The organism is Actinoplanes sp. L3-i22 (assembly GCF_019704555.1).
Classification (GTDB): Bacteria; Actinomycetota; Actinomycetes; order Mycobacteriales; family Micromonosporaceae; genus Actinoplanes.
Window position 1 is genome coordinate 3,764,491 of record NZ_AP024745.1, and the last position, 23,015, is coordinate 3,787,505.

The 23,015-nt window shown below is 70.2% G+C and carries 19 protein-coding genes and 1 pseudogene; 12 read left to right on the top strand and 8 right to left on the bottom strand.

All coding sequences use genetic code 11. From position 1 onward, the window contains the following. Positions 1–110: 110 nt before the first annotated feature. From L3i22_RS16660 to L3i22_RS16670, 3 genes are read left to right on the top strand one after another with little or no spacing between them, the layout of a single operon-like run. Positions 111–4,985: a caspase family protein gene (locus L3i22_RS16660; protein ID WP_221327876.1), complete on the top strand. Its 4,875-nt coding sequence runs from the start codon at positions 111–113 to the stop codon at positions 4,983–4,985. After that, positions 4,978–5,322 (top strand): hypothetical protein, encoded by a 345-nt coding sequence (locus L3i22_RS16665; RefSeq protein ID WP_221327877.1) that lies wholly within the window; start codon positions 4,978–4,980, stop codon positions 5,320–5,322. The genes L3i22_RS16660 and L3i22_RS16665 overlap by 8 nt, the downstream gene beginning before the upstream one ends. Further along, positions 5,319–5,909 (top strand): hypothetical protein, encoded by a 591-nt coding sequence (locus L3i22_RS16670; RefSeq protein WP_221327878.1) that lies wholly within the window; start codon positions 5,319–5,321, stop codon positions 5,907–5,909. The genes L3i22_RS16665 and L3i22_RS16670 overlap by 4 nt, the downstream gene beginning before the upstream one ends. A 4-nt stretch (positions 5,910–5,913) precedes the next feature. Here L3i22_RS16670 and L3i22_RS16675 read toward each other — a convergent pair whose 3' ends face one another. Together L3i22_RS16675 and L3i22_RS16680 are read right to left on the bottom strand one after the other, a co-directional pair. Beyond that, positions 5,914–7,071, bottom strand: a complete 1,158-nt coding sequence (locus L3i22_RS16675; protein ID WP_221327879.1) for an RtcB family protein — start codon at positions 7,069–7,071, stop codon at positions 5,914–5,916. Positions 7,072–7,115: 44 nt separating this feature from the next. After that, a complete protein-coding gene (locus tag L3i22_RS16680) occupies positions 7,116–7,559 on the bottom strand; it encodes a hypothetical protein (RefSeq protein ID WP_221327880.1) in 444 nt (147 codons plus the stop codon). 95 nt (positions 7,560–7,654) lie between these two features. Between L3i22_RS16680 and L3i22_RS16685 the strand changes: the two genes are divergently transcribed. Together L3i22_RS16685 and L3i22_RS16690 are read left to right on the top strand one after the other, a co-directional pair. Further along, positions 7,655–8,128, top strand: a complete 474-nt coding sequence (locus tag L3i22_RS16685; protein WP_221327881.1) for a response regulator — start codon at positions 7,655–7,657, stop codon at positions 8,126–8,128. A 46-nt stretch (positions 8,129–8,174) separates the two neighbouring features. Continuing rightward, complete coding sequence (locus L3i22_RS16690) at positions 8,175–8,576, top strand: PPOX class F420-dependent oxidoreductase (protein WP_221327882.1); 402 nt, start codon at positions 8,175–8,177, stop codon at positions 8,574–8,576. 70 nt (positions 8,577–8,646) lie between these two features. Here L3i22_RS16690 and L3i22_RS16695 read toward each other — a convergent pair whose 3' ends face one another. Then, entirely contained in the window at positions 8,647–8,973 is a 327-nt protein-coding gene (locus tag L3i22_RS16695; RefSeq protein ID WP_221327883.1) for an STAS domain-containing protein, read from the bottom strand. A 260-nt stretch (positions 8,974–9,233) separates the two neighbouring features. On the opposite strand from L3i22_RS16695, the gene L3i22_RS16700 reads away from it, so the two are divergent. The 3 genes from L3i22_RS16700 to L3i22_RS16710 all read left to right on the top strand — a co-directional run bounded on the left by L3i22_RS16700 (position 9,234) and on the right by L3i22_RS16710 (position 12,308). Then, positions 9,234–9,998 carry a SigB/SigF/SigG family RNA polymerase sigma factor gene (locus tag L3i22_RS16700; RefSeq protein ID WP_221327884.1) on the top strand — a complete coding sequence of 255 codons (765 nt, stop codon included), beginning with the start codon at positions 9,234–9,236 and terminating at the stop codon, positions 9,996–9,998. A gap of 32 nt (positions 9,999–10,030) precedes the next feature. Then, positions 10,031–11,275: an EAL domain-containing protein gene (locus L3i22_RS16705; protein WP_221327885.1), complete on the top strand. Its 1,245-nt coding sequence runs from the start codon at positions 10,031–10,033 to the stop codon at positions 11,273–11,275. Between the two features lie 133 nt (positions 11,276–11,408). Beyond that, positions 11,409–12,308, top strand: a complete 900-nt coding sequence (locus L3i22_RS16710) for an anti-sigma factor RsbA family regulatory protein (protein ID WP_221327886.1) — start codon at positions 11,409–11,411, stop codon at positions 12,306–12,308. A gap of 6 nt (positions 12,309–12,314) precedes the next feature. On the opposite strand, the gene L3i22_RS16715 is transcribed toward L3i22_RS16710, so the two are convergent. Further along, on the bottom strand, positions 12,315–12,950 hold the full coding sequence (locus L3i22_RS16715; protein ID WP_221327887.1) for a sensor domain-containing protein: 636 nt from the start codon (positions 12,948–12,950) through the stop codon (positions 12,315–12,317). Between the two features lie 88 nt (positions 12,951–13,038). Next, positions 13,039–13,374 carry a hypothetical protein gene (locus L3i22_RS16720; protein ID WP_221327888.1) on the bottom strand — a complete coding sequence of 112 codons (336 nt, stop codon included), beginning with the start codon at positions 13,372–13,374 and terminating at the stop codon, positions 13,039–13,041. Between the two features lie 235 nt (positions 13,375–13,609). Here L3i22_RS16720 and L3i22_RS16725 point away from each other — a divergent pair. After that, positions 13,610–15,667 (top strand): annotated as a pseudogene (locus tag L3i22_RS16725) (catalase); the annotation flags it as partial. Positions 15,668–15,949: 282 nt separating this feature from the next. After that, a complete protein-coding gene (locus L3i22_RS16730) occupies positions 15,950–18,226 on the top strand; it encodes a bifunctional diguanylate cyclase/phosphodiesterase (RefSeq protein WP_221327890.1) in 2,277 nt (758 codons plus the stop codon). Between the two features lie 99 nt (positions 18,227–18,325). On the opposite strand, the gene L3i22_RS16735 is transcribed toward L3i22_RS16730, so the two are convergent. Further along, positions 18,326–19,165, bottom strand: a complete 840-nt coding sequence (locus L3i22_RS16735; RefSeq protein WP_221327891.1) for a LysR family transcriptional regulator — start codon at positions 19,163–19,165, stop codon at positions 18,326–18,328. A gap of 71 nt (positions 19,166–19,236) precedes the next feature. On the opposite strand from L3i22_RS16735, the gene L3i22_RS16740 reads away from it, so the two are divergent. Next, entirely contained in the window at positions 19,237–19,962 is a 726-nt protein-coding gene (locus L3i22_RS16740; RefSeq protein WP_221327892.1) for an SDR family oxidoreductase, read from the top strand. Positions 19,963–20,062: 100 nt separating this feature from the next. On the opposite strand, the gene L3i22_RS16745 is transcribed toward L3i22_RS16740, so the two are convergent. Further along, a complete protein-coding gene (locus tag L3i22_RS16745; RefSeq protein WP_221327893.1) occupies positions 20,063–20,620 on the bottom strand; it encodes a hypothetical protein in 558 nt (185 codons plus the stop codon). Positions 20,621–20,938: 318 nt separating this feature from the next. Continuing rightward, positions 20,939–21,760 (bottom strand): hypothetical protein, encoded by an 822-nt coding sequence (locus L3i22_RS16750; RefSeq protein WP_221327894.1) that lies wholly within the window; start codon positions 21,758–21,760, stop codon positions 20,939–20,941. A gap of 377 nt (positions 21,761–22,137) precedes the next feature. Between L3i22_RS16750 and pdxY the strand changes: the two genes are divergently transcribed. After that, positions 22,138–22,989 carry a pyridoxal kinase PdxY gene (pdxY, locus tag L3i22_RS16755; RefSeq protein WP_221327895.1) on the top strand — a complete coding sequence of 284 codons (852 nt, stop codon included), beginning with the start codon at positions 22,138–22,140 and terminating at the stop codon, positions 22,987–22,989. Positions 22,990–23,015 lie beyond the last annotated feature (26 nt).

Sequence of the window (23,015 nt, forward strand, 5' to 3'; positions counted from 1 at the left end):
GCTCCGCCGATCGGGCGGAATGAATCCGGCTGTTTCGCCGGAAGTCTTGTCACCCAGCGTGCTGCCTCGATAGCGTTCGGTCCTCCGTCTGTCTCTTGAGGAAGGTGGACGTGACCGGACGCGCCGCCCTGCTCATCGGTGTCCCCTCCTATCAGAGCGAGCTCTTCGAGGCGTTCCCGCACGTCGTCGAGGCCGACGTCAAGCTTATGGGTGACGTTCTCAAGAAGTCCGACTATGCCGTCACCACCTGCGGGGTCGGCGGCACGGCCAACGGCTTCGGGTCGCTCAGCCAGATCCGCCAGGCCATGAAGAAGGCGTTCCGGGAGGCACCCCCAGGCGGCACCCTGATCGTCTACTACTCCGGCCACGGCGTGGTCATCGGGGACAGGAGCTACCTGGTTCCCGGGGACGCGTTCACCGAGCCGGAGGGCCTCGACGTGGACAGCCTCATCCCGCTCCTGCCAAGCAGCCTCGCCCGGCTGGTGTTGTTCTTCGTCGATGCCTGCCGGAACAATGTCTCCGGCGCGCTTGTGCTGCCGGAGAACGCCTCGCGCCCCAGCCCGCCGAACGGCGATTTCGTGATCGTGAACAGCTGTAGCCCGGGTGAGGTGAGCAGCTACAGCGAGGATGGCAGCTACTTCACCCAGATGCTGGCAGAGGCACTCGACACCGGCACTCCGGCTCAGACGGTCGAAGAGGTCGTCCAGACCGTGATCCAGCGCATGCGGCAGCGCAACGAGCTCAGCGACGGGATCCGGCAGACGCCGAAAGCCAGTCTCTCCCAGCACGACATGATGGCGAGCCCGGTCGGGAAGGTCGAGATCTGTCTGGGTGAGCGGGTTGGGATGGCCTGGCACGACGCTGTCGCGGAGAGCCCGCTCTGGGCCCGATCGTCGGCCGATGCGGAGACCACGGCCGTGACCCGCGAGGTCGTCCTGCAGGTGATCGCCGACTGCGCGGAGATCTGGCGGGAGGGTCGGCAGCGGCTGCAGGACGAGGCCGCGCTCGCCGACCCCTGGTCCACCCCGGACCACGCGGTGCGGGTGCTGGACCGGCTCACCCAATTGCTGCCCGAGGGTGCCCAGCTCACCGTCACCGAGCTGGCGGCGGCCGTGTCCGCCCCGTTCCTACGGGAGGTGATGCTCAGCGCCGGCTTGAAGATCGCGGCCGGTATCAATCCGCAGACCTTCGCGATGAAGTACAGCCAGCGTGCGCGCCGGGACTTGGAGATCACCCATGACCAACACGAACATGTCTGGCGGCGCGCCGAGGGCCTGGGTAAGCGAGGCCGGATCGACGTCCGGGACACCCTTGCGATGTGGCTGGTCCACCGCTGGCTCGGGAGCCGCCCTACCCTGGCGGAGGAGGACGAGGTCAACCGGCTGATCGAGAAGATCGGTGAAGTTGTGTGTGCCGGGCCGGGGCCGACCCGCCGAGAGCTGCCCAGCCAGTTCCGTGTATTGCTGCACTGCGCGGACGGCGGCAAGACGAACGACGCCCTGGTGACTGAACTGAAGGACGTCGCCCACTCGCCCCGCTTCCGGACTCTGGGCGGACTGCTCTGGCTCGCCGGCGTTCTCGCGGTGGACGCCCGACGGATGCCGAGCCTGATCGTCGACCATATCGGAGTGATTGAGGAACTCTCGCTAGTCACCCTGCACCACGAGATCGCGAAGGTGCAGTGGGCGCTGGACGAGGAGGGAGCGCTCGGGCTCAACGCCGTTTGCGATCACCCGGCGTGGTACACGCTGCTGGAAGGGGTCCTGGAGCGCTCCGGCAAGATTCACCGTGCGCTGCGCGCGCTGGAACTCGACCTGAACCTGGCCGGCGGGCTGCCCGCCGCGATCGTCGCCGGGGACTTCCGTCCGGAGAAGGAGGACGACGGCACAGATCGGTTCACCGCTCCCGTGCTTCGGTTCCGGCTCTCCGATGAGAAGGTCCGAGAGCTGCTGATGGGCCGACAGCTCTACGGGGAACCGGACTTGGCCATCCGCGAGCTGTACCAGAACGCCCTCGATGCGTGCCGCTATCGCTGGACCCGACGGGAGTTCCGGCGTCGCCGCAACCAGGACGTCGGAACCTGGTCCGGGAAGATCTCGATCCGGCAGGGCCGGGACGAGGACAACGGGCGCCGCTACATCGAGTGTCAGGACAACGGCGTCGGGATGGGCGAGGAGGTCTTGAAGAAGATCTTCGCCAACGCCGGAGAACGGTTCACCTACCAGCCGGCGTTCCGTTCCGAGTTCGCCGCATGGCAGAACCTCGATCCGCCCCTCGACCTGACCCCGAACAGCCAATTCGGCGTAGGCGTGTTCAGCTACTTCATGATCGCCGAAGAGATCGAGATCTGGACCTGGCCGGCGAACGCCAACGACGCGACCGACGTGCACGGCTATTGCGTGCGGATCGCCAGTAGCGGCAGCCTGTTCCAGATCGCCAAGGCCTCGGAGCCGCACGGCGGCGGCACGCGGGTCCGGCTCTACCTCACCGAGGACAACGTGTCGGTGGTGAATACCATGCGGCGGTTGCTCTGGATCTCCGAGTTCGAGGTCGAGGTCCTAGAGGACCAGACCGCGCCGGTGCGGTGGGAACCGAACACCTTGCGTTATGACGGAACCTCGGTGACGCCATTGCCCTACGGCAGTGATTTTTGGTGGGTGCCGGGTGAAGGCGGTCTGATAGCTGACGGCATCCGGACGAACGAGGAGCGGTTCGGGCTCGTCGTGAACCTGCGCGGGGAACACCGGCCGCGGTTCACGGTCGACCGCAACCGGCTGCGCCAGTGGGACCAGGAGTGGATCGATCAGCAGATCGAGGCGTCCCTTCCACAGCTCGCGACGTGGCCCGGGCTCACTTTCAACTGGCTGTGGGAACTCACCGAGAACTCGCCGGTCGTCGGCGAGACGGTCTTTGACTGGCTGGTGAAGCACAGCCGGACCTTGCGGGTGGAGGGTCCCGCGAGTCAGGAGAACGACCCCGCGGTGGCCCGGATCGGCTGCCTCTCTGTGGATCAGAAGCTGTTCAGCGGCGAGTTGAACGGCTGGACCGGCGGGTATGACTGGCTGGTGGCGTGGCGTGCGGCCGTGTGGCGCAGCTACACCAATCACTTGGTCGTCGATGAGATCGCGGTGGCCGATCGGGCCGGCGGTTTCCCGCTTGTCCGGCCGATGGACTCCGCCGTGTTCAACAGCCTCTACGACCAGAGCGGATGGACGGCCAGCGACGGCATGCCGTCGCTGGAGACACTGCTCATGGTTGCAACGGACCGCCAGGAGTCGCCTCGGGTGCGGCTGCAGAGACTTCGGCGCTTTGCGGTCACGGGCCTGGATTTGCGATCGGCGCGAGCCATCCCGCCGGTGGAGCACCGCTTCCACGAGGACTGGGAATCGCCGGACGACGGAACGGAGGACGCCCGCCTTCTGCTGGCGACCCCGGCCTGGACCCGGCCGGGCGCCGTCCCTCGGCCCGATGCGGCCAGCTGGCTTGCGCTGGCGTCGCAGAAGACGCGTCTACCGCTGCGCGAAGTGGTGGAGCGTGTCTCGGCCTTGATTCCGTCCGATTGGACTCCACCTGACGATGAATTGGTCTCGGCATTGGGGCAGCGGCTTTTCGAGTTCACCGACATCGCGCTGATCGAGCAGAAAGGGCTCAGTGCCCAGCGCTGGATCGACCCGCAGGTTCAGCCGTACCAGGTCGTCCAGTTGAGTGCACGCCTCGGCCGGACGGTCGCGGAGATCCTGAATTCCCTCGACACGCTGGCCCCGCTCGGATATGTCGTGCAGAAGCGTGATCGGATTCCGGCCGAAATTACGGCGATCGAGCGCGATGCGCTGCTGACAGTTCACGAATTCAATGTCGGCCTGGGGGTGCCCGACATGATGGTTCTGGCGAATCGGTACGGCACCGATCTTCCGGGCGTGTTCGACGGTCTCCGCCGGATCACCTCAGCCGGATTGATATCGGTCCCCGATTTCGATGAACGTCATCGGGGCGTAGTGCCCACCGACGAAGAGATCAGCATCATCAAGGATCAACTGAACGCCTACGACCTGCGGACCCGTAGCCGACGGCCACCGACCGGGATGAGGGCCCTGTTCTCCCTGGCCGTATATGTGACCGTCGACGATGGCCAGGTCGAGGAGGAACGGCTCGCGGCGTGCCGTCGCCTGATCGACCTGGTGGACCCGCGGCGACCGATCACGATCCCAGAGACCATTTTTCTCGCGACGTGCATCGGCGGCACGCTGAAGCGTGCGATCGAATTCTATCGCGAGATATTGCCGCTGACGGCGGACATTTCATTGATTCCCGGAAAGATATCTGATTCGCCGGTGAGAATGCGATGGCAGACGGTGAACATGCTGCTGAACCGCTTTCGGTTCATTGAGTTTCTGGACGAAGAGGTGACTTGGTCCGACGGTCCGTCCGGAATCGTGCGGATGGGATCGTATTGGCAGTTCACCGTGCCGAGATGCCTCGACATGATGGAGCCCTTCCGAGAGTATGGAGCACCGGTCGGATCGATTGATGCCGAGTCCCGGGCGGAGGCCTCGACGCATCGGATGGATGTCTTCGACACGGCGATTCTGAGCCGTTCGGGCGACTACCGAAACGAGGAACCGATCAGGGTGGTCACCCCGCTCTATCTCGTGCAGACCGCTGGGCGGTTCGGATGGACGCTGGCCGAGGCGCGGCTGCGGTTTGCGCGGTTCGAGCCGCTCGGCCTCAAGATCCCCATCTCGGCCGAGCTCTGCGATGACCTGATCGTGTGCTGGCAGGACCTTCTGGTCCTCACCACGTTCCTGGACGGGCAGGAGCCGGCACTCTCCGGTCCGGTGTCCGGGCAACACCTGCGGGATGCCGCCGAGGAGATCGAGGAGACGGTCGGCCAGGTGCGTGCGCGTCTCGAACGGTTCGCGGACCTGTTCGGATTCTCCCTGGAACCGGAGTTCGACGTCGACGAAGGGAACCAACCGGATGCCTGACGCCCAACCGGTCGAGAACCATCGGACCATCGACTACGCCCTGAACTTCCACGATGACCAGGCCCAGTTCTTCCGGGTGGAACCCGAACCGGACGGGCGAAAGGTGATCGTCCGCGGGATCTGCCCGGGGTGCGGCGGCCGGACCCGGACGGTGTGGCCGACCGGCATCGGTTCCGGTTCCAAGGGGACTTTCACCGGCTCGGGGGAGGAGGCCGCAGCACGGATCCCGGACCGGAATCGTCTGGTCAGGTGTGAGTGCGGGCTCTCCCACCCGAACCGCCCGGCCACCGAGCTCTTCACCGGCTGCGGCGCCAACTGGCACGTGGAGATGCCGTGAGCGGGGACGCGCTGTGGTGGACAGATCGGGCTCGTCAGCTCGAGTACGGGCAGCTGGACGCGGTACGGAAGCAGGCGGAGTCCTGGCGGACCGGCCTGACCGGGGTGACCGCCCTGATCGGCGCGGTTCTCGTGGTCAAGGGCAAGGACGACTTCACACGGCTGGACACCGCGTACGCGGTCCTGGTCCCGGTGCTGCTCGGCCTGGCGCTGCTCGCACTGCTGACTGCGACCGTCGCCGCCCTGCGTGCCGCCGCCGGCGCGCCGAAGGACGACATCCTGCTGAACGGCGAGAATCTCAAGGCCTGGACCGAGACGGAGGTCGGGAACGCCCAGCGGGCCATCCGGCTGGCGCAGCTGCTCACCGCTGTGGGCGTGGTGCTCATCCTGGGCGGCGCCGTGCTGACCTGGTTCGCGCCGGCCAAGCCCGCCGACACGCCGCTGGTGCGTGTCGACGTGGCTGGCCAGCGATTCTGCGGGAAGTTGCTCCAGCAGGACGGCTCCGTGCTGCGGATCGGTGAGCAGGACCTCTACCGGATCGTCCCGATCACCGGCCCGGTCACGGTCGAGACGGTGAAATCCTGCTGAGTGGCTAGTCGCCCTTGACGTTGACCAGCTGACGCAGGGTGTGGCGGATCGTGACCAGGTCCGCCGCGTCCCGCATCACCACGTCGATCGGCTTGTAGGCCTGCGGGATCTCGTCCAGGAACGCGTCGGTGTCGCGGTACTCGATGCCCTTCATCGCGGTGCGCAGCTGCTCCCGGGTGAAGGTCTTGCGGGCCTTCGAGCGCGAGTACGCCCGGCCGGCCCCGTGCGGTGACGAGTTCAGCGCCTCGGCGTTGCCCTTGCCGACGACCACGTAGGACGCGTCGCCCATCGACCCGGGGATCAGGCCGGGCACGCCGGCGGCCGCGTTGATCGCGCCCTTGCGGGACAGCCACACCGTCTCGCCGTAGTGGGTCTCCCGCTCGGTGTAGTTGTGGTGGCACTGCACCCGCTCCAGCTCGCGCACCGGCCCGCCGGCGAACGCGGCGAAGCACGCCACCACGCGGTCCATCATCTCGTCGCGGTTGGCCAGCGCGAAGTCCTGCGCCCAGCGCAGCTCGCGCAGGTACGCGTCGAACTCCTCGGTGCCCTCCTCGAGGTAGGCGAGGTCGCGGTCCGGCAGTTCGATCCCGCGCTCGGCCATCAGCTTGCGCGCGACCTCGATGTGATGGCTCGCGATCTTGTTGCCGACGCCGCGCGAGCCGGAGTGCAGGAACAGCCAGACCCGGCCGTGCTCGTCCCGGCACACCTCGATGAAGTGGTTGCCGCTGCCCAGCGAGCCGAGCTGCAGCCGCCAGTTCGGCGCGTAGCCGGCCGGGTCGAAGGGCGCCTGCGCGGCGAGCCGGTCGACGCGGCGGCGGGCGGACTCGGTCAGCACGGTGTTGTAGCCGCCGGCCGAGAGCGGGACCGCCCGCTCGATCGCGGTGCGCAAGCCGCTGAGGTCCGGGTGCAGGTCCTCGACCCGGTACTGGGTGCGGACGGCGGCCATCCCGCAGCCGATGTCGACGCCGACCGCGGCCGGGATCAGCGCGCCCCGGGTCGGGATCACCGACCCGACCGTGGCGCCCTTGCCGAGGTGCGCGTCCGGCATCAGCGCGATGTGCGGGTGGATGAAGGGCATCCGGGACGCCTTCTCGGCCTGCTTCAGCGTCTCGTCCTCGAGCAGGCTCGCCCAGTTGATCAGTCGCTCGTTGATCTGCCGCACGTCAGGTTCCTCCCGGTGAAATCGAGAGGATCCTGACACGTACCTCAGGAATCGGCCGTTGATTTAAACCGGGACCGCAGGGTGCCGACCGCTCCGGTGCAGCCCAGCGCCCAGGCCACCAGCAGCGGCTGGAACGCCAGCCGCACCGCCCGCTTGGCGTCGGTGTCCAGCCCGAAGCCGTCCTTGTGCTCGGCGAACTGGGCGATGTTGCCGGGGAAGACGGCCACGAAGAAGGCCGCCGCGGCCGCCCCGACGAGCCCCCGGGCCGGCTGTTTCCAGACGCTGAGCAGCGCCACCCCCAGGCTGATCTCGGCCGCGCCGGAGGCGAGCACCACGAAGTCCGGGTCGAGCGGCAGCCAGGCCGGGACCTGCGCCTGGAACTCCTGCCGGGCGACGGTCAGGTGGGAGGTGCCGGCGAAGGCCAGGAAGGCGCCGAGCGCGACCTGTCCGGCGCCGGCCGCGACGCGCAGTGCGCGAGAACTCGTCATTCGGGATTCGTACCCCGAAGACCGCCCGGAAGCCGAGTCGGATATGTCACCCGGACGAGGGTGATAAAGCCTGGCCGGTTGGGTAATCCGCCCGGATGACCACCGCTCGAGCCCTGCACGTGCTTCTCGTCGACGACGACGAGGCGGACGTCCTGATGGTCGAGGAGGCGCTCGAGACGGCCGACGTCCCGCCGATCGTGACCCGGGTCGCGGACGGGCGGCAGGCGCTCGACTTCCTGCGCAACCGGGGCGTCTACGCCGAGGCGCACCGCCCTGACCTGGTGCTTCTCGACCTGAACATGCCGCGGATGAACGGTCACGAGGTGCTCGCCGCGATGAAGCAGGACGAGGAGCTGCGGACCATCCCGGTGGTCGTGCTGACCACCTCGTCGGCGCGCGAGGACGTGACGGCCAGTTACCGCGAGCACGCCAGCGCGTTCGTGACCAAGCCGATGGACTACCCGTCGTTCGAGATCGCGGTGCGGACGATCAGCGACTTCTTCCAGTCGGCCGCGCTGGCCGAGCAGGAGCGGAGCGCGGTCATCCTGCCGTTCCGGCCCCGGCGTTGATCAACGGTTGTTAGGGTTGCCGCCGCGCTCGGAAGGAGCCCACACCGTGACCGACCTGCCGACCCGGCTCATCGACCTGCTCGAGGCACCCAGCCCGTGCCTGATCGCCACCACCAACCCGGACGGATCGCCGCAGCTCACCCAGACCTGGGTGGACACCGACGGCAAGCACGTCCTGATCAACACCGTGCGGGGTTTCCGCAAGCTGCGCAACATCGAGCGGGACCCGCGGGTCGCGGTCAGCGTGCTCGACGGCGCCGACCCGTCCAACTACTACTCGCTGGCCGGCACGGTGATCAGCACGGACACCGAGGGCGCCCGGGAGAGCATCGACCGGATCTCGCGGAAGTACACCGGCGGGCCCTACCAGAACTACGGCGGCGGCGAGCAGACCCGCGTGCTGCTGACGATCCGGGTCGACCGCGTGGTCCACGCGCCCTGGCACTGATTTTTGACGATCAACATCATTGCGCCGTACGTCGTCCGTACGGCGCAATGATGTTGATCGTGATGTTGATCTAGCTGTTGGTGGCGGGCTCGCCGGTCAGCACCTCTTCGAGGTGGGTGACCTGCAGCAGCATGCGCACCATCGGGCCGAACTCGGTCAGCCGGAACGTGATCCCGCGGGCCAGGGCGGCCTTGCGGGTGGCGACGAGCGCGCCGAGCCCGGTCGAGTCCAGGAACGCGACCTGGTGCATGTCGACCTCGAGCTGGGTGAAGCCGGGGGTCTCGATCGTCTGGCGGAGGACCTGGCGCAGTGCGCCGACGGTGTCCGCGTCGATGTCGCCCTCGGGCACGATGACGACCCGATCGTCGTGCCGTTCGATCGTGCATCCGAATTCCATGTCGTCTCCCTGTCGCGGTGTGCCCGCCGCGATGCCCATATCGGTATCCGGCCAAACACATAACGCGTCACACGTTCCGGTGGTATACCCGACCCACCTGGACCGATTAGTACTTTCGGCTGGCAAGATCCGGGCCGTACGGCTAGGGTTCCGTCATCGGTCAAACAGTGCGCCGAGATTCCGTCCAGATGTGCGTCAGGGCATCGGGGGTGCGATTCTCGCCTGCGCGTGGCCTCCCCCGCCCGGTGAAGGGGACCGTCATGCGCTACGCAGCGATCGACAACGAGACCGAGCCGGCCACCACGCTGGTCGAGACCCCGCGCGACGACCCGTCCTGGTCGTGGAAGCGCGGCGAGGCGATCACCGCGTGGCTGCCGATGGCCCGCCGGCTGGCCCGGCGCTACGCCAGCCGCGGCGTCGAGCTGGAGGACCTGGTCCAGGTCGCCACGGTCGGTCTGATCAAGGCGATCGACGGTTTCGCGCCGGACCGCGGCGCCGAGTTCACCGGCTACGCGATCCCGACCATCCTCGGCGAGCTGCGCCGGCACTTCCGGGACCGGATGTGGAACATCCGGGTGCCGCGCCGCCTGCAGGAACTCAACATGGGGATCAACCGGGCGCGCACCGAGCTGATCCAGACGCTCGGCCGGGTCCCGACCGTCGCCGACATCGCCCGGCACCTGGGGGTCGGCGAGGAAGCGGTGATCGAGGGGCTGGAGGGGGCGTACGCGTACCGCCCCACCTCGCTGTCCACCCCGATCACCGCGGACGGCGACGCCGAGCTCGGCGACACCCTCGGCGCCCCCGACCCCGGGTTCGAGGAGGCCGAGCTGCACCTCGCGCTCGGTCCCGCGCTGGCCGTCCTGACCGAGCGCGAACGGACGATCGTCACGCTGCGCTTCTACGGCAACCTGACCCAGAGCCAGATCGGCGAGCAGGTCGGGGTGTCCCAGATGCACGTGTCCCGGCTGCTCACCCAGGCGCTCGTCAAGCTGCGCGGCCATCTGGGGCCGGACACTCACTAAGGTCCGACCGTCCGTGGACGATCTACGGCGACGTGCCCGACATCCACGAAGTGCTCGACCGGCGACTGATCACACCGGTGTTCCAGCCCCTGGTCGACCTGACCTTCGGTCGGGTGCTCGGGTTCGAGGCGCTCAGCCGGGGCCCGGCCGGCACCCCGCTGGAGATGCCGACGGCGCTGTTCGCCGCGGCGCGCGCGGCCGGCCGGGAGGCCGAGCTCGACTGGATCTGCCGGGCCGCCGCCTACCGGGTGGCGCTGCGGGCCGGGTTCGGGCCGGAGCTGAACCTGTTCGTCAACATGGAGCCGACCGCGTGGCGCGCGGACTGCCCGGCCGACCTCGCGCCGATCGTCGCGCAGGCCCGGCATCGGCTGCGGGTGGTCACCGAGATGACCGAGCGGGTCATCGCGCACGACCCGGCGGCGCTGCTCGCGGCGACCGCGAGCTGCCGGGAGAGCGGGTGGGGCGTCGCCCTCGACGACGTCGGCGCCGACCCGATGTCGCTGGCGCTGATGCCGTTCGTGCACCCGGACGTGGTGAAGCTGGACATGCAGCTGCTGCGGGCGCCGGACGACCCGAACACCGCCCGGGTGGTGGCCGCGGTCGCCGCGTACGCCGAGTCCAGCGGCGCGATCGTGCTCGCCGAGGGGATCGAGACGATCGAGCAGGTGGCGGTCGCGCGGAGCATGGGCGCGACGGTCGGGCAGGGCTTCTGGTTCGGCGTGCCCGGACCGTTGCCGGCCGACCTGCCGTACGCCAGCGCGCTGCCGAACGTGCCCAGGTCGACGGGGGACGCGCGGACGCCGTTCCAGGTGGTGGCGGCGGAGCGGCCGGTCACCCGGACGTCGAAGGCCCAGTTGATGTCGATGAGCCGGCACCTGGAAGCGCTGGCCGGCGACGGCCCGGAGCCACCGGTCCTGCTCGCCTGCTTCCAGGACGCCCGGCACTTCACGCCGGCGACCGCCACCCGGTTCACCCGGATCGCCGCGCACAGCCCGTTCGTCGCCGCGGTCGGCTCCGGGCTCAGCGACGAGCCGGCCCCGGGCGTCCGCGGCGCGCACCTCGACGCCGCGGACACCATGCACGGCGAGTGGAACGTGATCGTGGTCGGTCCGCACCGGGCGGCCGCCCTGGTCGCCCGGGACCTGGGCGACGACGGTCCGGACCGGAGTCGGCGGTTCGACTTCGCGCTCACCCACGACCGCCGGCTGGTCGTCGCGGCGGCCCGCTCGCTGCTGCGCTGCCTGGCGCCGGTGCCCGTGCTCAGCGGGCCGGGCTAGCCGCCGCCCCGCGCACCGGTCGCTGTCCTCGGCGGGCAGGACTAGTCTCTATCCCGAAGAGCGGTGGTGGGGAGGAGGACCCGATGAGCGGTACGGTCCCGGACCCCGGACGGCCCGATGTGGAGTCCGGCGCGTGAGGGACCACCCAGCGCTGCTCTACCAGGACATCGACGACTTCCTCCGAGGCGCCACGGCGTTCGCGCGGGCCGCGGTGACGGCCGGCGAGGCGGTGCTGGCCGCGGTGCCGGACAAGAACCTGGCCGCCCTGCAGGACGCCCTCGCCGACCTGGACGGTGAGATCCGCTACGTCGACATGACGGTCGCCGGCCGCAACCCCGGGCGGATCATCCCCGGGACCCTGCTGCCGTTCGCCGCCCTGCACGCCGGCCGGCCGGTGGCGATCATCCAGGAGGTGGTCTGGCCGGGTCGGACCGCCGTCGAATACCCGGCCTGCCTCCAGCACGAGGCGCTGCTCGACCTGGTCGTGCCCGGTGCGGTGCTGTGCCCGTACGACGCGGCCGGTCTGCCGGACGCGTGGGTGCGGGACGTGTGGTGCACCCATCCGGCGATCATCGCGGCGGGGGAGCGGCGGGCCAGCGCGCTCTACAACCCGGCGGCCGGTCTCGGCGAGCCACTCCCGCCGGTGCCGGCCGGCGCGGCGACGACCGCCTTCGCGACGGTGGCGGACCTGACCGCGGTCCGGGGCTTCACCGGGTGGCACGCCCGGCAGGCCGGCCTCTCCGAGATCCGGGCCGAGGACCTGGTCGTCGCGGTCAACGAGCTGGCCGAGAACACCATCCTGCACAGTCCCGGCGGCGGGGTGGTCGCGGTCTGGTCCGAGCCGCACGTGCTGGTCTGCCAGGTCGACGACGGCGGTCAGATCATCGACCCGCTGGCCGGCCGGATCCCGCCGTCGGCGACCAGCGAGGGCGGGCGCGGCCTGCTGCTGGCCAACCAGCTGTGCGACTTCGTCCGGATCGACACGCGCCCGGGCGCGACGAGCATCCGCCTGCACATGGACTCGGTGCGGTGAGCCCGCTCAGGTGAGCAGGGCGCGGGCGAAGCGGGCCTCGAGCCGGGCCGCGGCGCCCACCACCGCGGGCAGCGTGCCGGCGAAGAAGAACGCCACCGCCAGGTAGAAGATCACGATGGTCAGGTAGGAGTCGCCGAGCCCGAGCAGCTCCGGCAGCTCGACGTCGTGGCTCGGCAGCGCCCAGCCCCACAGTCCCCAGGTCAGACCGCCGAGCAGGCCGGCCCACCAGGTCATGGTCAGCGTGACCGAGAGCGTGTTCGGCAGCCAGCGCAGCCCGGCGTGCGCGAGGTCCCGCCAGGTCTGCCGGTCGCCGAGCGCGGTCAGCAGCCGGATCAGCACGTTGCGGGACTCGGTGGTGCGGTACCCGGGCCGGGCGACCGGCTCGCCGAGCACGGCCGCGATCCGCCCGCGCTCACTCTCCGCGAAACCCCGGGACATGCCCAGGGCAAAGATCATCAGGGGTACGCCGAGCCAGACGACCGCCAGCCCGAGCCCGGCCGTGAAGCCGGTGACACAGACCGTGAACGCGGCCATGGCCAGCGGAAACCCGGTCAGCACGTACCGGGTGTCGAGCCCGGCCCGCGGCACGAACCGCAGAGCCGGCCCGGGAACGAGCACGGGGTCCAGCTGCGTCGTCGTCATGCCTGTGACGCTATTCATCGACGCCCGCGTGTTCGATGGGGCGAGCTGGTCGTTCCATGGTGGGGCTAGCCCCACCATGGAACGGTCGCTACGAGTGCAGGCGCAGGATGACGTTGGCGATCAGGACCAGGGCGACGAAGCCGATGCTGAACGCCCAGACCGACTTCTGGGCGGCCGACTTCTGCTGGCCGGGGGCGCCCAGGTTGCCCTTGGCGAAGGTGAACGACGGCGCCATGTACTCCAGCGCGACGCCCTCCTCCGGGACCATGAAGTCGAGCTTGGCGCGGCCGACCCGGCGCGGGAACATGTACGGCACGAAGATCTCGAGGTGGTGCGGCCCACCCGGGATCAGCTCGTAGTACTGCTGCCCCCAGTCGTGCACCACCACGTCGTGGCCGTCGATGGTCAGGCGGGGCTTGGTCATGTTGTAGAGGAAAGCGCCCGGGGGACGCCGGAAGTTGAGGGCGAGAGCAGCCATCGTCGGGCTCACAAACGGGGGTCGGCGGCAAAGAATTGTGCGCACTCTATGTGAGGGCGATGGGCCCCGCCACCCCGGATTGACCTTGGGCGGGATCGTTTGTCCGGGGTGGCCCGGGGTACTCGACACACCGGTCGAATAAACCTTATTGAGGGAGTTTGTCCGGATGGCATCACCGAACCCGGCCGAGTCCGGCCAGCAGGGCGAGTACCTGACCACCGCGCAGGGGGCGCGGCTGCGCGACACCGACCACTCACTGAAGGCCGGCCCACGCGGCCCGATCCTGCTGCAGGACCACCACTTCCGCGAGAAGATCACGCACTTCGACCACGAGCGCATCCCGGAGCGGGTGGTGCACGCCCGCGGCGCCGGCGCGCACGGCACGTTCGTCGGTTACGGCGCGGCTGACGGCCTGACCCGCGCCGGGTTCCTCAAGAAGAACAAGAAGACCGAGGTTTTCGTACGATTCTCGACCGTGCTCGGCTCCCGCGGCTCCGCCGACACCGTCCGGGACACCCGCGGCTTCGCGACCAAGTTCTACACCGACGAGGGCACGTTCGACCTGGTCGGCAACAACATGCCGGTGTTCTTCATCCAGGACGCGATCAAGTTCCCGGACCTGATCCACGCCGCCAAGCCGCACCCGGACCGGGAGATCCCGCAGGCGCAGAGCGCGCACGACACGTTCTGGGACTTCGTCACGCTGCACACCGAGGCGCAGCACCACACCCTGTGGAACATGTCGGATCGGGGCCTGGCCCGGTCGTACCGGATGATGGAAGGCTTCGGGGTCCACACGTTCCGCCTGGTCAACGACGCCGGCGCGACCGTCCTGGTGAAGTTCCACTGGAAGCCGAAGCTCGGTGTGCACTCGCTGGTCTGGGAGGAGGCGCAGCTCGCCTGCGGGCTGGACCCGGACTTCCACCGCCGCGACCTGTACGACGCGATCGAGGCCGGCGCCCACCCGGAGTGGGAGCTCGGGCTGCAGGTCTTCCCGGACACCCCGGAGGAGACGTTCGCCGGGATCGACCTGCTCGACCCGACCAAGCTGGTGCCGGAGGAGCTCGCCCCGGTGCAGCCGGTCGGCAGACTCGTGCTGAACCGGGCGCCGGCGAACTTCCACGCCGAGGTCGAGCAGGTCGCGTTCCACCTCGGGAACCTGGTGCCCGGCATCGACGTCACCAACGATCCGCTGCTGCAGGGGCGGCTCTTCTCCTACGTGGACACCCAGCTGACCCGGCTGTCCGGGCCGAACTTCCACCAGATCCCGGTCAACCGGCCGCACGCGCCGGTCAACGACCTGCTCCGGGACGGCGCCCACCAGCACGCGGTGCACGCCGGGATCGCGGCGTACCACCCGAACTCGCTCGGCGGCGGGAATCCGCACCCGACCGAGGAGGGCGCGTTCGTCGACGTGCCGGTCACCGTGGCCGAAGCACCCAAGATCCGGCAGAACCCGGCGTCGTTCGACGACCACTACAGCCAGGCGCGGCTGTTCTGGCAGAGCATGACGCCGGTCGAGCGGGACCACATCGTCCGGGCGTACACGTTCGAGCTCAGCAAGATCCTGCGTTCGGAGATCAAGGAACGGCAGCTGCGGTGCCTGGCCGAGATCGACCCGGTGCTCTGCTCGTCGGTGGCCACCGGGCTGGGGCTGCCCGCGCCGGAGCCGGCGGCCGCGTTGCCCGAGGTCACGCCGAGTCCGGCGCTGTCCCAGCTCGGGCGAGAGTGGCCGGCCGACGGGCGGGTGGTCGGGATCGTCGTCGGGGACACCGAGCCGGACGGGGTCGCCGAACTCCGCACGGCGATCCTGGCGGCCGGGATGGTTCCGCTGGTCATCGGGCCGCACGGGGGCGAGATCGGCGGGCTGGCCGTGCAGCGGACGTTCGCGACCGCGCGCTCGATCGAGTTCGACGCGGTCCTGCTGGCCGCCGCGCCCGCCCCGGCGCCGGACGCGACCCCGGTTCCGGCTGCGGCCGCGGCTCCGGGTTCGGGCCGCGACAAAAAAGCCGGGCCTTCGGGTACGGCGTCGGTCGACCCCCGGGTGCGCCTGCTGATCGACGAGTCCTGGCGGCACGCCAAGGCGCTCGGCGGCTGGGGCCCGGGCGCCGAGCTGCTGCGCGAGACCGGCCTGGCGGACACCCCGGGCGTCGTCACGCACGACACCGCGGCCGGCGTGCTGACGGCCGTCCAGCAGTTGATGGCGTCACACCGGGTCTGGGAGCGTTTCCCCGCCTGACCGCCGTTTTGTTTTTTGAAACCGCAACCACCCGCGGACGTCGCCCTGGAGGGTCTCGCGTTCTGGGCGCCCTGCGCCCTGCGAGGCCCGGAAGGGTCCCCGCGGGAGCGACGATCAGTTATTGGCCGCAGCGTAGGCAATGAAGAATTTGACGTTGTTCGGTCCGGACATCGGCAGATGTGGTCGCGAACCCGGCGGTCGGCGCGGGCGAAGATGACCTAGCGGCGTAAGGTCGTTGGGCAAGCTGCTCAAGGATGCCTCGCCCGAGCCGATGAGAGCGCCGTGACGAATCAGCCGGTTGTCCCGCCGTGGCGGCTGACTCGTACGCTCGTGCTCTCCGGTGGTCTGGTCGTGGTCGCCGCGATCTGGTTCTCGATCGGCCTGATGGTCCGCACCCCGCCCGCGATCGGCTGGCTGCCGCTGCTGGTGGCCGTGCCGGTCGCGATGGTCACCTCGTGGCGGGCCTCCGCGCAGGGGCGCACGATGTGGCGCTACAACGCGGTCGGCATCGTGCTGATCGGGCTCGGCGCGGCCGGCAACGCCTATGACTACTTCAGCGGCAACCAGGAGGGCCAGCACATCAGTGGCTGGACCGCCGGGCTCTACATCGCCGGCCTGGCCGCGATCATGTGGGGCCTGCTGCGGATCCCCGGGGTGTACCGCTCCCGGATCGAGTGGGTCCGGTTCGGCCTGGACAACGCCACGATGATCGTCACCGTGCTGACGTTCTGCTGGCACCTGATCTATCCGCGCTGGCACAGCTGGCTCGGCGACAGCGTGGCCGGCGCGATCACCGTGCTGATCGTGGTCGGCGCCGGCTTCATCTGTGTCTTCGCGTTCATCAAGGTGGCGTTCACCGGGACCGGGCCGATCGACCGGCGGGCGCTGCACCTGCTGGCGCTGACCGGCGCGGTCGGGGCCGGGGGCGGGTCGCTGGCGCCGCTGCTGGCCTCGCACCCGTACCTGAACACCGCGCACGTCCTGCTCCCGAGCACCTGTTTCTGCCTGTGCATCGCCGCCGACCGGCAGCTGCGCGCGAACCGGGCCGGCCCGCCGCAGCCGCGCGAGGTCACCCGCCGGTTGAGCCTGGTGCCGTACGCGGCGGTGCTGGCCACCGGCGGTCTGCTGCTGTTCAGCGCGCTCACCCACACCGCCGATCTGATCGCCATCGCGATCGGCTCGGTCACCGTCACCGTGCTGGTCGCGGCCCGTCAGCTGGTCGCGCTGCGGGACAACATGCTGCTGCTCGACGACCTCGACGCCCGCCAGCGCGAGCTCGCCCACCGGGCCACCCACGACGTGCTGACCGGGCTGCCGAACCGGGCCGTCCTGGTCGAGGAGATCGACGCCGCGCTCGCCGAGGACCCGTCGGCGATCAGCGCCGCCCTGGTCGACCTCGACGACTTCAAGGAGATCAACGACGACCTCGGGCACGCGGTCGGCGACGCGCTGCTGATCGCGGTCGCCGACCGGATCGCCGCGTGGCTGCCGCCCGACGCGGTCGTCGCCCGGCTCGGCGGCGACGAGTACGCGCTGCTGCTGCGCTCCGGCGAGCACGCCGCGATCCTCGGCGTGATCGCCGCCCAGCTGCGGCTGCCGCTGCGGGCCGCCGGGCACGAGCTGGTCGTCGAGGCCAGCTTCGGCCTGGCCCCGGCGCGCGGCGGCGACACCGCCGACGAGCTGCTGCGCCGCGCCGACGTGGCGATGTACGAGGCGAAGGGCCAGGGCAAGGGCCGGCAGGTCGGCTACACCGCGGAGATGGACCAGCGGACCGCCGAGCAGTCCCGGCTCTCCGCCGACCTGCGGACCGCGCTCGACACCGACCAGCTGTACCTGCTCTACCAGCCGATCGTCGAGATCCCCGGCGGCGAGCTGTTCGGCGTCGAGGCGCTGGTCCGCTGGAACCATCCGGAGCGGGGCACGGTCAGCCCGGGCGTGTTCATCCCGGCCGCCGAGCGCACCGGCCTGATCGTGCCGCTCGGCGCGTGGATCCTCGAGGACGCCTGCCGCCAGGCCGCCGCCTGGCTCTACGAGCTGGGCGACGCCGCTCCGAAGACGGTCACCGTGAACGTGTCGGCCCGCCAGCTGCGCGAGGCCGGCTTCGCCCGGGACGTCGACGCGGTCCTGCGGCGCACCGGCCTGCCCGCGCACGTGCTGACCGTCGAGGTCACCGAGACCGCGGTCTTCGACGGCGGCGCGGCCCTCGCCGAGCTGAAGGCGATCGCGGCGCTCGGCGTCAACATCGCGCTCGACGACTTCGGCACCGGCCACTCGTCGCTCAGCCTGCTGCGCACCTGCCCGGCCGACATCCTCAAGGTCGACAAGTCGTTCGTCGACGACATCACCGAGGGCGGTCAGCACGCGGTGGTGACGGCCGCGCTGATCCACATCTGCGACGGGCTGCACCTGCGGGCCGTCGCCGAGGGGGTGGAGACGGCCGCCCAGGCGGCGGAGTTGCATCGGCTGGGCTATCGGTACGCGCAGGGCTACCACTACGCGAGGCCGATGCCGGCCGCGGAGGTGCCCGCGTATCAGCCTCCGCTGCGGGTCGCGGTCTAACCCGATTCTTGGGTACGGCGTGGGCCCCGGCCCCGCCGCGCGGGTCGGATCGGGCTGACGCCGTACGGCGAAGTCCCGGTTTTCTGATCTTGGGGTCTTCTAGAGGCGCGTCGCGGTGCGGACCAGGGCGGCCAGCGCGCGCGAGCGGCTGTGCGGCGGCCAGGCGATCACCGTGGTCACCGGCGGGGCGTCGAGGACCGGGACCGCGGCCACCCCCTCCGGCAGGTGCAGCCGGCTCGACTCCGGCGCGACCATGCACGCCCGGCCGAGCGACACCAGCTGCAGCACCTGCAGGCTGTCGCGGACCTGCGGGCCGGGCCCGTCCGGGAAGCTGCCGTCGCGGGCCCGGAAGCGCGGCAGCGGCAGCCCCGGCAGACTCTGCACCTCGGCCAGCCGCAGGTGCTCCCGCGTGGTCAGCGGATGCCCGGCCGGCAGCAGCGCCACCTGCCGTTCCGTGCCCAACTCCTCGGTGTCGAACCCGGCCGTCGAGTCGAACGGCAGGTGCAGCAGCGCCACGTCGGCCCGCCCGTCGCGCAGCATCCGCTCCTGCTCGGCGATGCCGCAGAGGACCACTTCCAGGGGTGCGGAGTCCGGCTCCGCCTCGTAGGCGTCGAGCAGCTTGGCCAGCAGCTCCGTCGACGCGCCGGCCTTGGTGACCAGGATCAGCCCGGCCTGCTCGGTCGCGGCCCGCCGGGTGCGCCGCTCGGCTGCCTCGACCGCGTCCAGCGCCACCCGGGCCTCGCGCAGCAGCACCGACCCGGCCTCGGTCAGCGTCGCCCCGCGGCTGGACCGCTCCAGCAGCGTGACGCCGAGCCGCCGCTCCAGCTGGCTGATCGCCCGGGACAGCGGCGGCTGCGCCATCCCGAGCCGCTGGGCGGCCCGCACGAAGCCGAGCTCCTCGGCGACCGCCACGAAGTACCGCAACTCCCGCGTCTCCATACCGTCAGGGTATCGCCGGTGCACCTGATCGGTCTTGGCCCGTTCGTGCCGTCCGGGACAGGCTGGGTGACATGAGCGAACAGACAATTGCACTGGTCACCGGGGCGAACAAGGGCATCGGCTACGAGATCGCGGCCGGGCTCGGCGCCCTCGGGGTGACCGTCGGCGTCGGCGCGCGCGACGACACCCGCCGGGAGGAGGCCGTCGCCAAGCTGCGGGCGGCCGGCGTCGACGCGTTCGGCGTGGCGCTGGACGTGACCGACGACGCCAGTGTCGCCGCCGCCGCGGCGCTGATCGAGGAGCGTTACGGTCGCCTCGACGTCCTGGTCAACAACGCCGGCATCACCGGGGGCCGGGAGCAGGAGCCGACCACGGCCGACCTGGACATCATCCGCACGGTCGTCGAGACCAACGTCATCGGCGTGGTCCGGGTGACCAACGCGCTGCTCCCGCTGCTGCGCCGGGCCCCGTCGCCGCGGATCGTGAACATGTCCAGCAGCGTCGGCTCGCTGACGCGGCAGTCCACCCCGGGCGGCGAGCTCGGGCCGATCGCGGCGGCGTACTCCCCGTCGAAGACGTTCCTGAACGCGGTCACCGTGCAGTACGCGCGGGAGCTCGCCGGCACGAACATCCTGATCAACCTGGCCTGCCCGGGGTACTGCGCGACCGATCTGAACGGCTACCGCGGGCACCGTACCGCCGAGCAGGGGGCGGCCACCGCGATCCGGTTGGCGACCCTGCCGGACGGCGGGCCGACCGGGGCCTTCTTCGAGGACGACGGTTCCGTCCCCTGGTGACTGCCGATCTTTCCGGCCCGCACGTCTTTCTGACACGCACGTCTTTCTGACACGCACGAAGCGGGGCCTCCTTTGCGGAAGCCCCGCCCCGGCTCGCTGGTCAGGAGACGCTGGTGATCTCGTTGACCTTGGCCTTCACGGTCAGGGTCCTGGTCTTCGTGCCGTTCGGACCGGACGCGGTCAGCAGATACTTGTGGGACTGGTAGGAACCCGGGTCCCCGCTGCACGGAAAGCTCAGCGTCGCCGAGTCCTTCGCGTCATAGGCCGCGTAGATGCCGGGTCCGTCGACCGACAGCGTGACCGTGTCGGCGCCGGTGACCTTCCACTCCAGGGTCACGTCCTCACCCGGGAACTTGGCCTGGTCGGTGCCGGACGGGCAGGACGGCTTGCCGGAGACCCGGTAGTAGGAGATCACCGGGCCGGCCGGGGCCGTGGTGGTGGTCGTCGTGTGGGTGCTGGTGGGCCGCGTCGTGTGGCTGCTCGCCGGTTCCGCCGGAGCGGAGTCGGACGGGTCGGAGCCGGCCGGAGCGGAGTCGAGGACGACCGGATCCGACCCGGCGACCGGATCCGAGCTGGTGGACGGATCGGGAGTGGACCCGGCCTCGGCCGCCCGCAGGCGGGACAGCGCGAGCCCGGCGGCCACGGCGGCGATCACCATGACGATAAGAGCAGTGACGAACCAACGACGTCGAGCCGCACCCTGTGCCGGCAACGTGTCCTCCCTGGTAAGGCTGGCTTCCGGGGGGAACTTTACGAGCGCGCCGGACGGTCCGGTACCACCGTGCGGACGGTGTGGCACGAAGCCGGTACAACGCGTTGCGGCCGGGTCACGGCCGGGGTCGCGGCACTGCTTGGATCAGGCGCGCGGGCGCCCGGCCCGGTCAGTGCTGCGCCCGTCAGCACCAGGCCGAGCCGGATCAGGCGCGGGCGCCCGGCCCGGTCAGTGCTGCGCCCGTCAGCGCCGGGCCGAGCCGGATCAGGCGCGCGGGCGGCGGCGGCGCTCGAAGCCCGGCAGCTCGATGTGCGGGTCGAGGTCGTCGCCGGAGGAGACCTGCGAGGCCAGGCGCTGGGTGACGCGCCGTGCCCCGGGCCGGCGACGGCCGTTGGCGTCCGGGACCTCGGGCTGGCTGAGCAGCTCCGCCATGTCACCCATCGAGCGGGCGATCTCGTCGAACGGGATGTACAGCGCGCGGTTCGCGGCCGAGCCCAGGTACTCGAACGGCTCCGAGCCGGCCATCGGGACGAAACGTACGCCGAGCATGTCGAGGTTGCGGAAGGCCGCCGAGTCCAGCATGCAGACCACGTGGCGGACGTTCCAGCGGTGCCCGGCGTTGATGAACGCGCGGTAGAGCATGCCGCTGACGGTCAGGCCGTTGCGGTCGGCGCGGTAGCGGGGGAGCACCGCGAGCGTGGCGTAGTCCCAGATCTTCCCGCCGTCGTGCATGCCGTGCATGTCGACGATCACCGACAGTGAGTGGCCGATCAGGTCGGGCGCGTCGTCGAGGGTCTTGCCGCCACCCTCGATCGCGCGGGCGGCGCCGGCCGGCAACCCGGTCTCCCGGTCGAGGATCAAGAAGAAATAGCTTTGTTCCTCGTACGGCGTGTACTCCGCCAGCATCGCGGCCTCGCCCAGGCCGAACGACTCCTCGAACACCATGCGCTCGACGGTTCGCGCGACGTCGGCCATCGGATCGTGGGTGGCCAGGGCCAGTGCGACGAAGCGGTTCGTCGACGTGTGCTCGCTCAGTGCCTTGGCGCACAGATCGGCGATGGTCGCGTCGTCGAGAGCGTAGGTCATCTGGGGGACTCCTTCAGCGGTGCCGGCGAGTGGGGATGTGCTCGGCGCACCAGGCATACCGGGGGAATCGGACTTATGCAGCATTGGCCAAAAATGCCGCGTAGTCAAAGCTAGAAAAGTCACAGGCGGTAATGCTCGGGTGGACCCCGGGATGGTCACCTGCCGGATGTACTTTCGGCCGCTCGGCGGGCTGCTGTTGGTTGACCGCCGCCGCCGCCGCCGCCGCCGCCGCCGCCGCCGCTGCCGCTGCTGCCGCTGCCGCGAGCGTGGGCCTGCCCAGCCGACCACATGATGACCGAACGTGATCACGTCTGGCTGGCGGGCTCGGCCGGCTGCCGCCTGATCGGGTCTCGCGGCGTGGCCTCTAGGCTGGGCGGATGAAGGTTCTGTCCATCCAGTCGGCGGTGGCCCACGGGCACGTCGGCAACTCCGCGGCCGTGTTCCCGTTGCAGCGCATCGGTGTCGAGGTCGTTCCGGTGTACACGGTGAACTTCTCCAACCACACCGGTTACGGCGCCTGGCGCGGCCCGCTCATCCCGCCGTCGGACGTGGCCGAGATCCTGCTCGGGGTGGAGGAGCGCGGGGTGTTCCCGGAGATCGACGTCGTGCTCTCCGGCTACCAGGGCGGCGTCGGCATCGGCGACGTGATCATCGACGCCGTGCGCCGGGTGAAGGCCGCGAACCCGGCCGCCCTTTACGCCTGCGATCCGGTCATGGGCAACGCCAAGTCCGGTTGCTTCGTCGCCCCCGAGATCCCCGAGCTGCTGCGGGACCGGGTCGTGCCGGTCGCCGACATCATCACGCCGAACCAGTTCGAGCTGGGCTTCCTGACCGGCACCGAGCCGGCGAGCATCGAGTCGACCCTCGAGTCGGCCGACCTCGCCCGGGCCATGGGCCCCTCGACCGTGCTGGTCACGAGCGTCGAACGGCCCGACCGCGAGGAGGGCACGATCGAGATGCTCGTCGTGGACCCCACCGGCGCCTGGCTGGTGACCACCCCACACCTGCCGTTCAAGGCAAACGGCTCCGGCGACGTCACGGCCGCCCTGTTCGCGGCCCACTACGTCGCCACCAAGGACGCGGCGCTGGCCCTGGAACGAACGGCCTCCAGCGTCTTCGACCTGATCGAGACCACGTACCGCTCCGGCCTGCGGGAACTCCAGCTGGTCCAGGCCCAGGAGTTCTACGCCACCCCCCGCATGCAGTTCAAGGCCAAACAGGTCCGCTGAGCACGCCCTCGTCTCCCGCGCGGGCG

Coding starts and splice junctions, on each gene's coding strand:
- L3i22_RS16665 (WP_221327877.1), top strand. CDS start 4,978: ATGCCTGACGCCCAACCGGTCGAGAACCATCGGACCATCGACTACGCC.
- L3i22_RS16680 (WP_221327880.1), bottom strand. CDS start 7,559: ATGACGAGTTCTCGCGCACTGCGCGTCGCGGCCGGCGCCGGACAGGTC.
- L3i22_RS16685 (WP_221327881.1), top strand. CDS start 7,655: ATGACCACCGCTCGAGCCCTGCACGTGCTTCTCGTCGACGACGACGAG.
- L3i22_RS16695 (WP_221327883.1), bottom strand. CDS start 8,973: ATGGAATTCGGATGCACGATCGAACGGCACGACGATCGGGTCGTCATC.
- L3i22_RS16700 (WP_221327884.1), top strand. CDS start 9,234: ATGCGCTACGCAGCGATCGACAACGAGACCGAGCCGGCCACCACGCTG.
- L3i22_RS16715 (WP_221327887.1), bottom strand. CDS start 12,950: ATGACGACGACGCAGCTGGACCCCGTGCTCGTTCCCGGGCCGGCTCTG.
- L3i22_RS16720 (WP_221327888.1), bottom strand. CDS start 13,374: ATGACCAAGCCCCGCCTGACCATCGACGGCCACGACGTGGTGGTGCAC.
- L3i22_RS16735 (WP_221327891.1), bottom strand. CDS start 19,165: ATGGAGACGCGGGAGTTGCGGTACTTCGTGGCGGTCGCCGAGGAGCTC.
- L3i22_RS16740 (WP_221327892.1), top strand. CDS start 19,237: ATGAGCGAACAGACAATTGCACTGGTCACCGGGGCGAACAAGGGCATC.
- L3i22_RS16745 (WP_221327893.1), bottom strand. CDS start 20,620: ATGGTGATCGCCGCCGTGGCCGCCGGGCTCGCGCTGTCCCGCCTGCGG.
- L3i22_RS16750 (WP_221327894.1), bottom strand. CDS start 21,760: ATGACCTACGCTCTCGACGACGCGACCATCGCCGATCTGTGCGCCAAG.
- pdxY (WP_221327895.1), top strand. CDS start 22,138: ATGAAGGTTCTGTCCATCCAGTCGGCGGTGGCCCACGGGCACGTCGGC.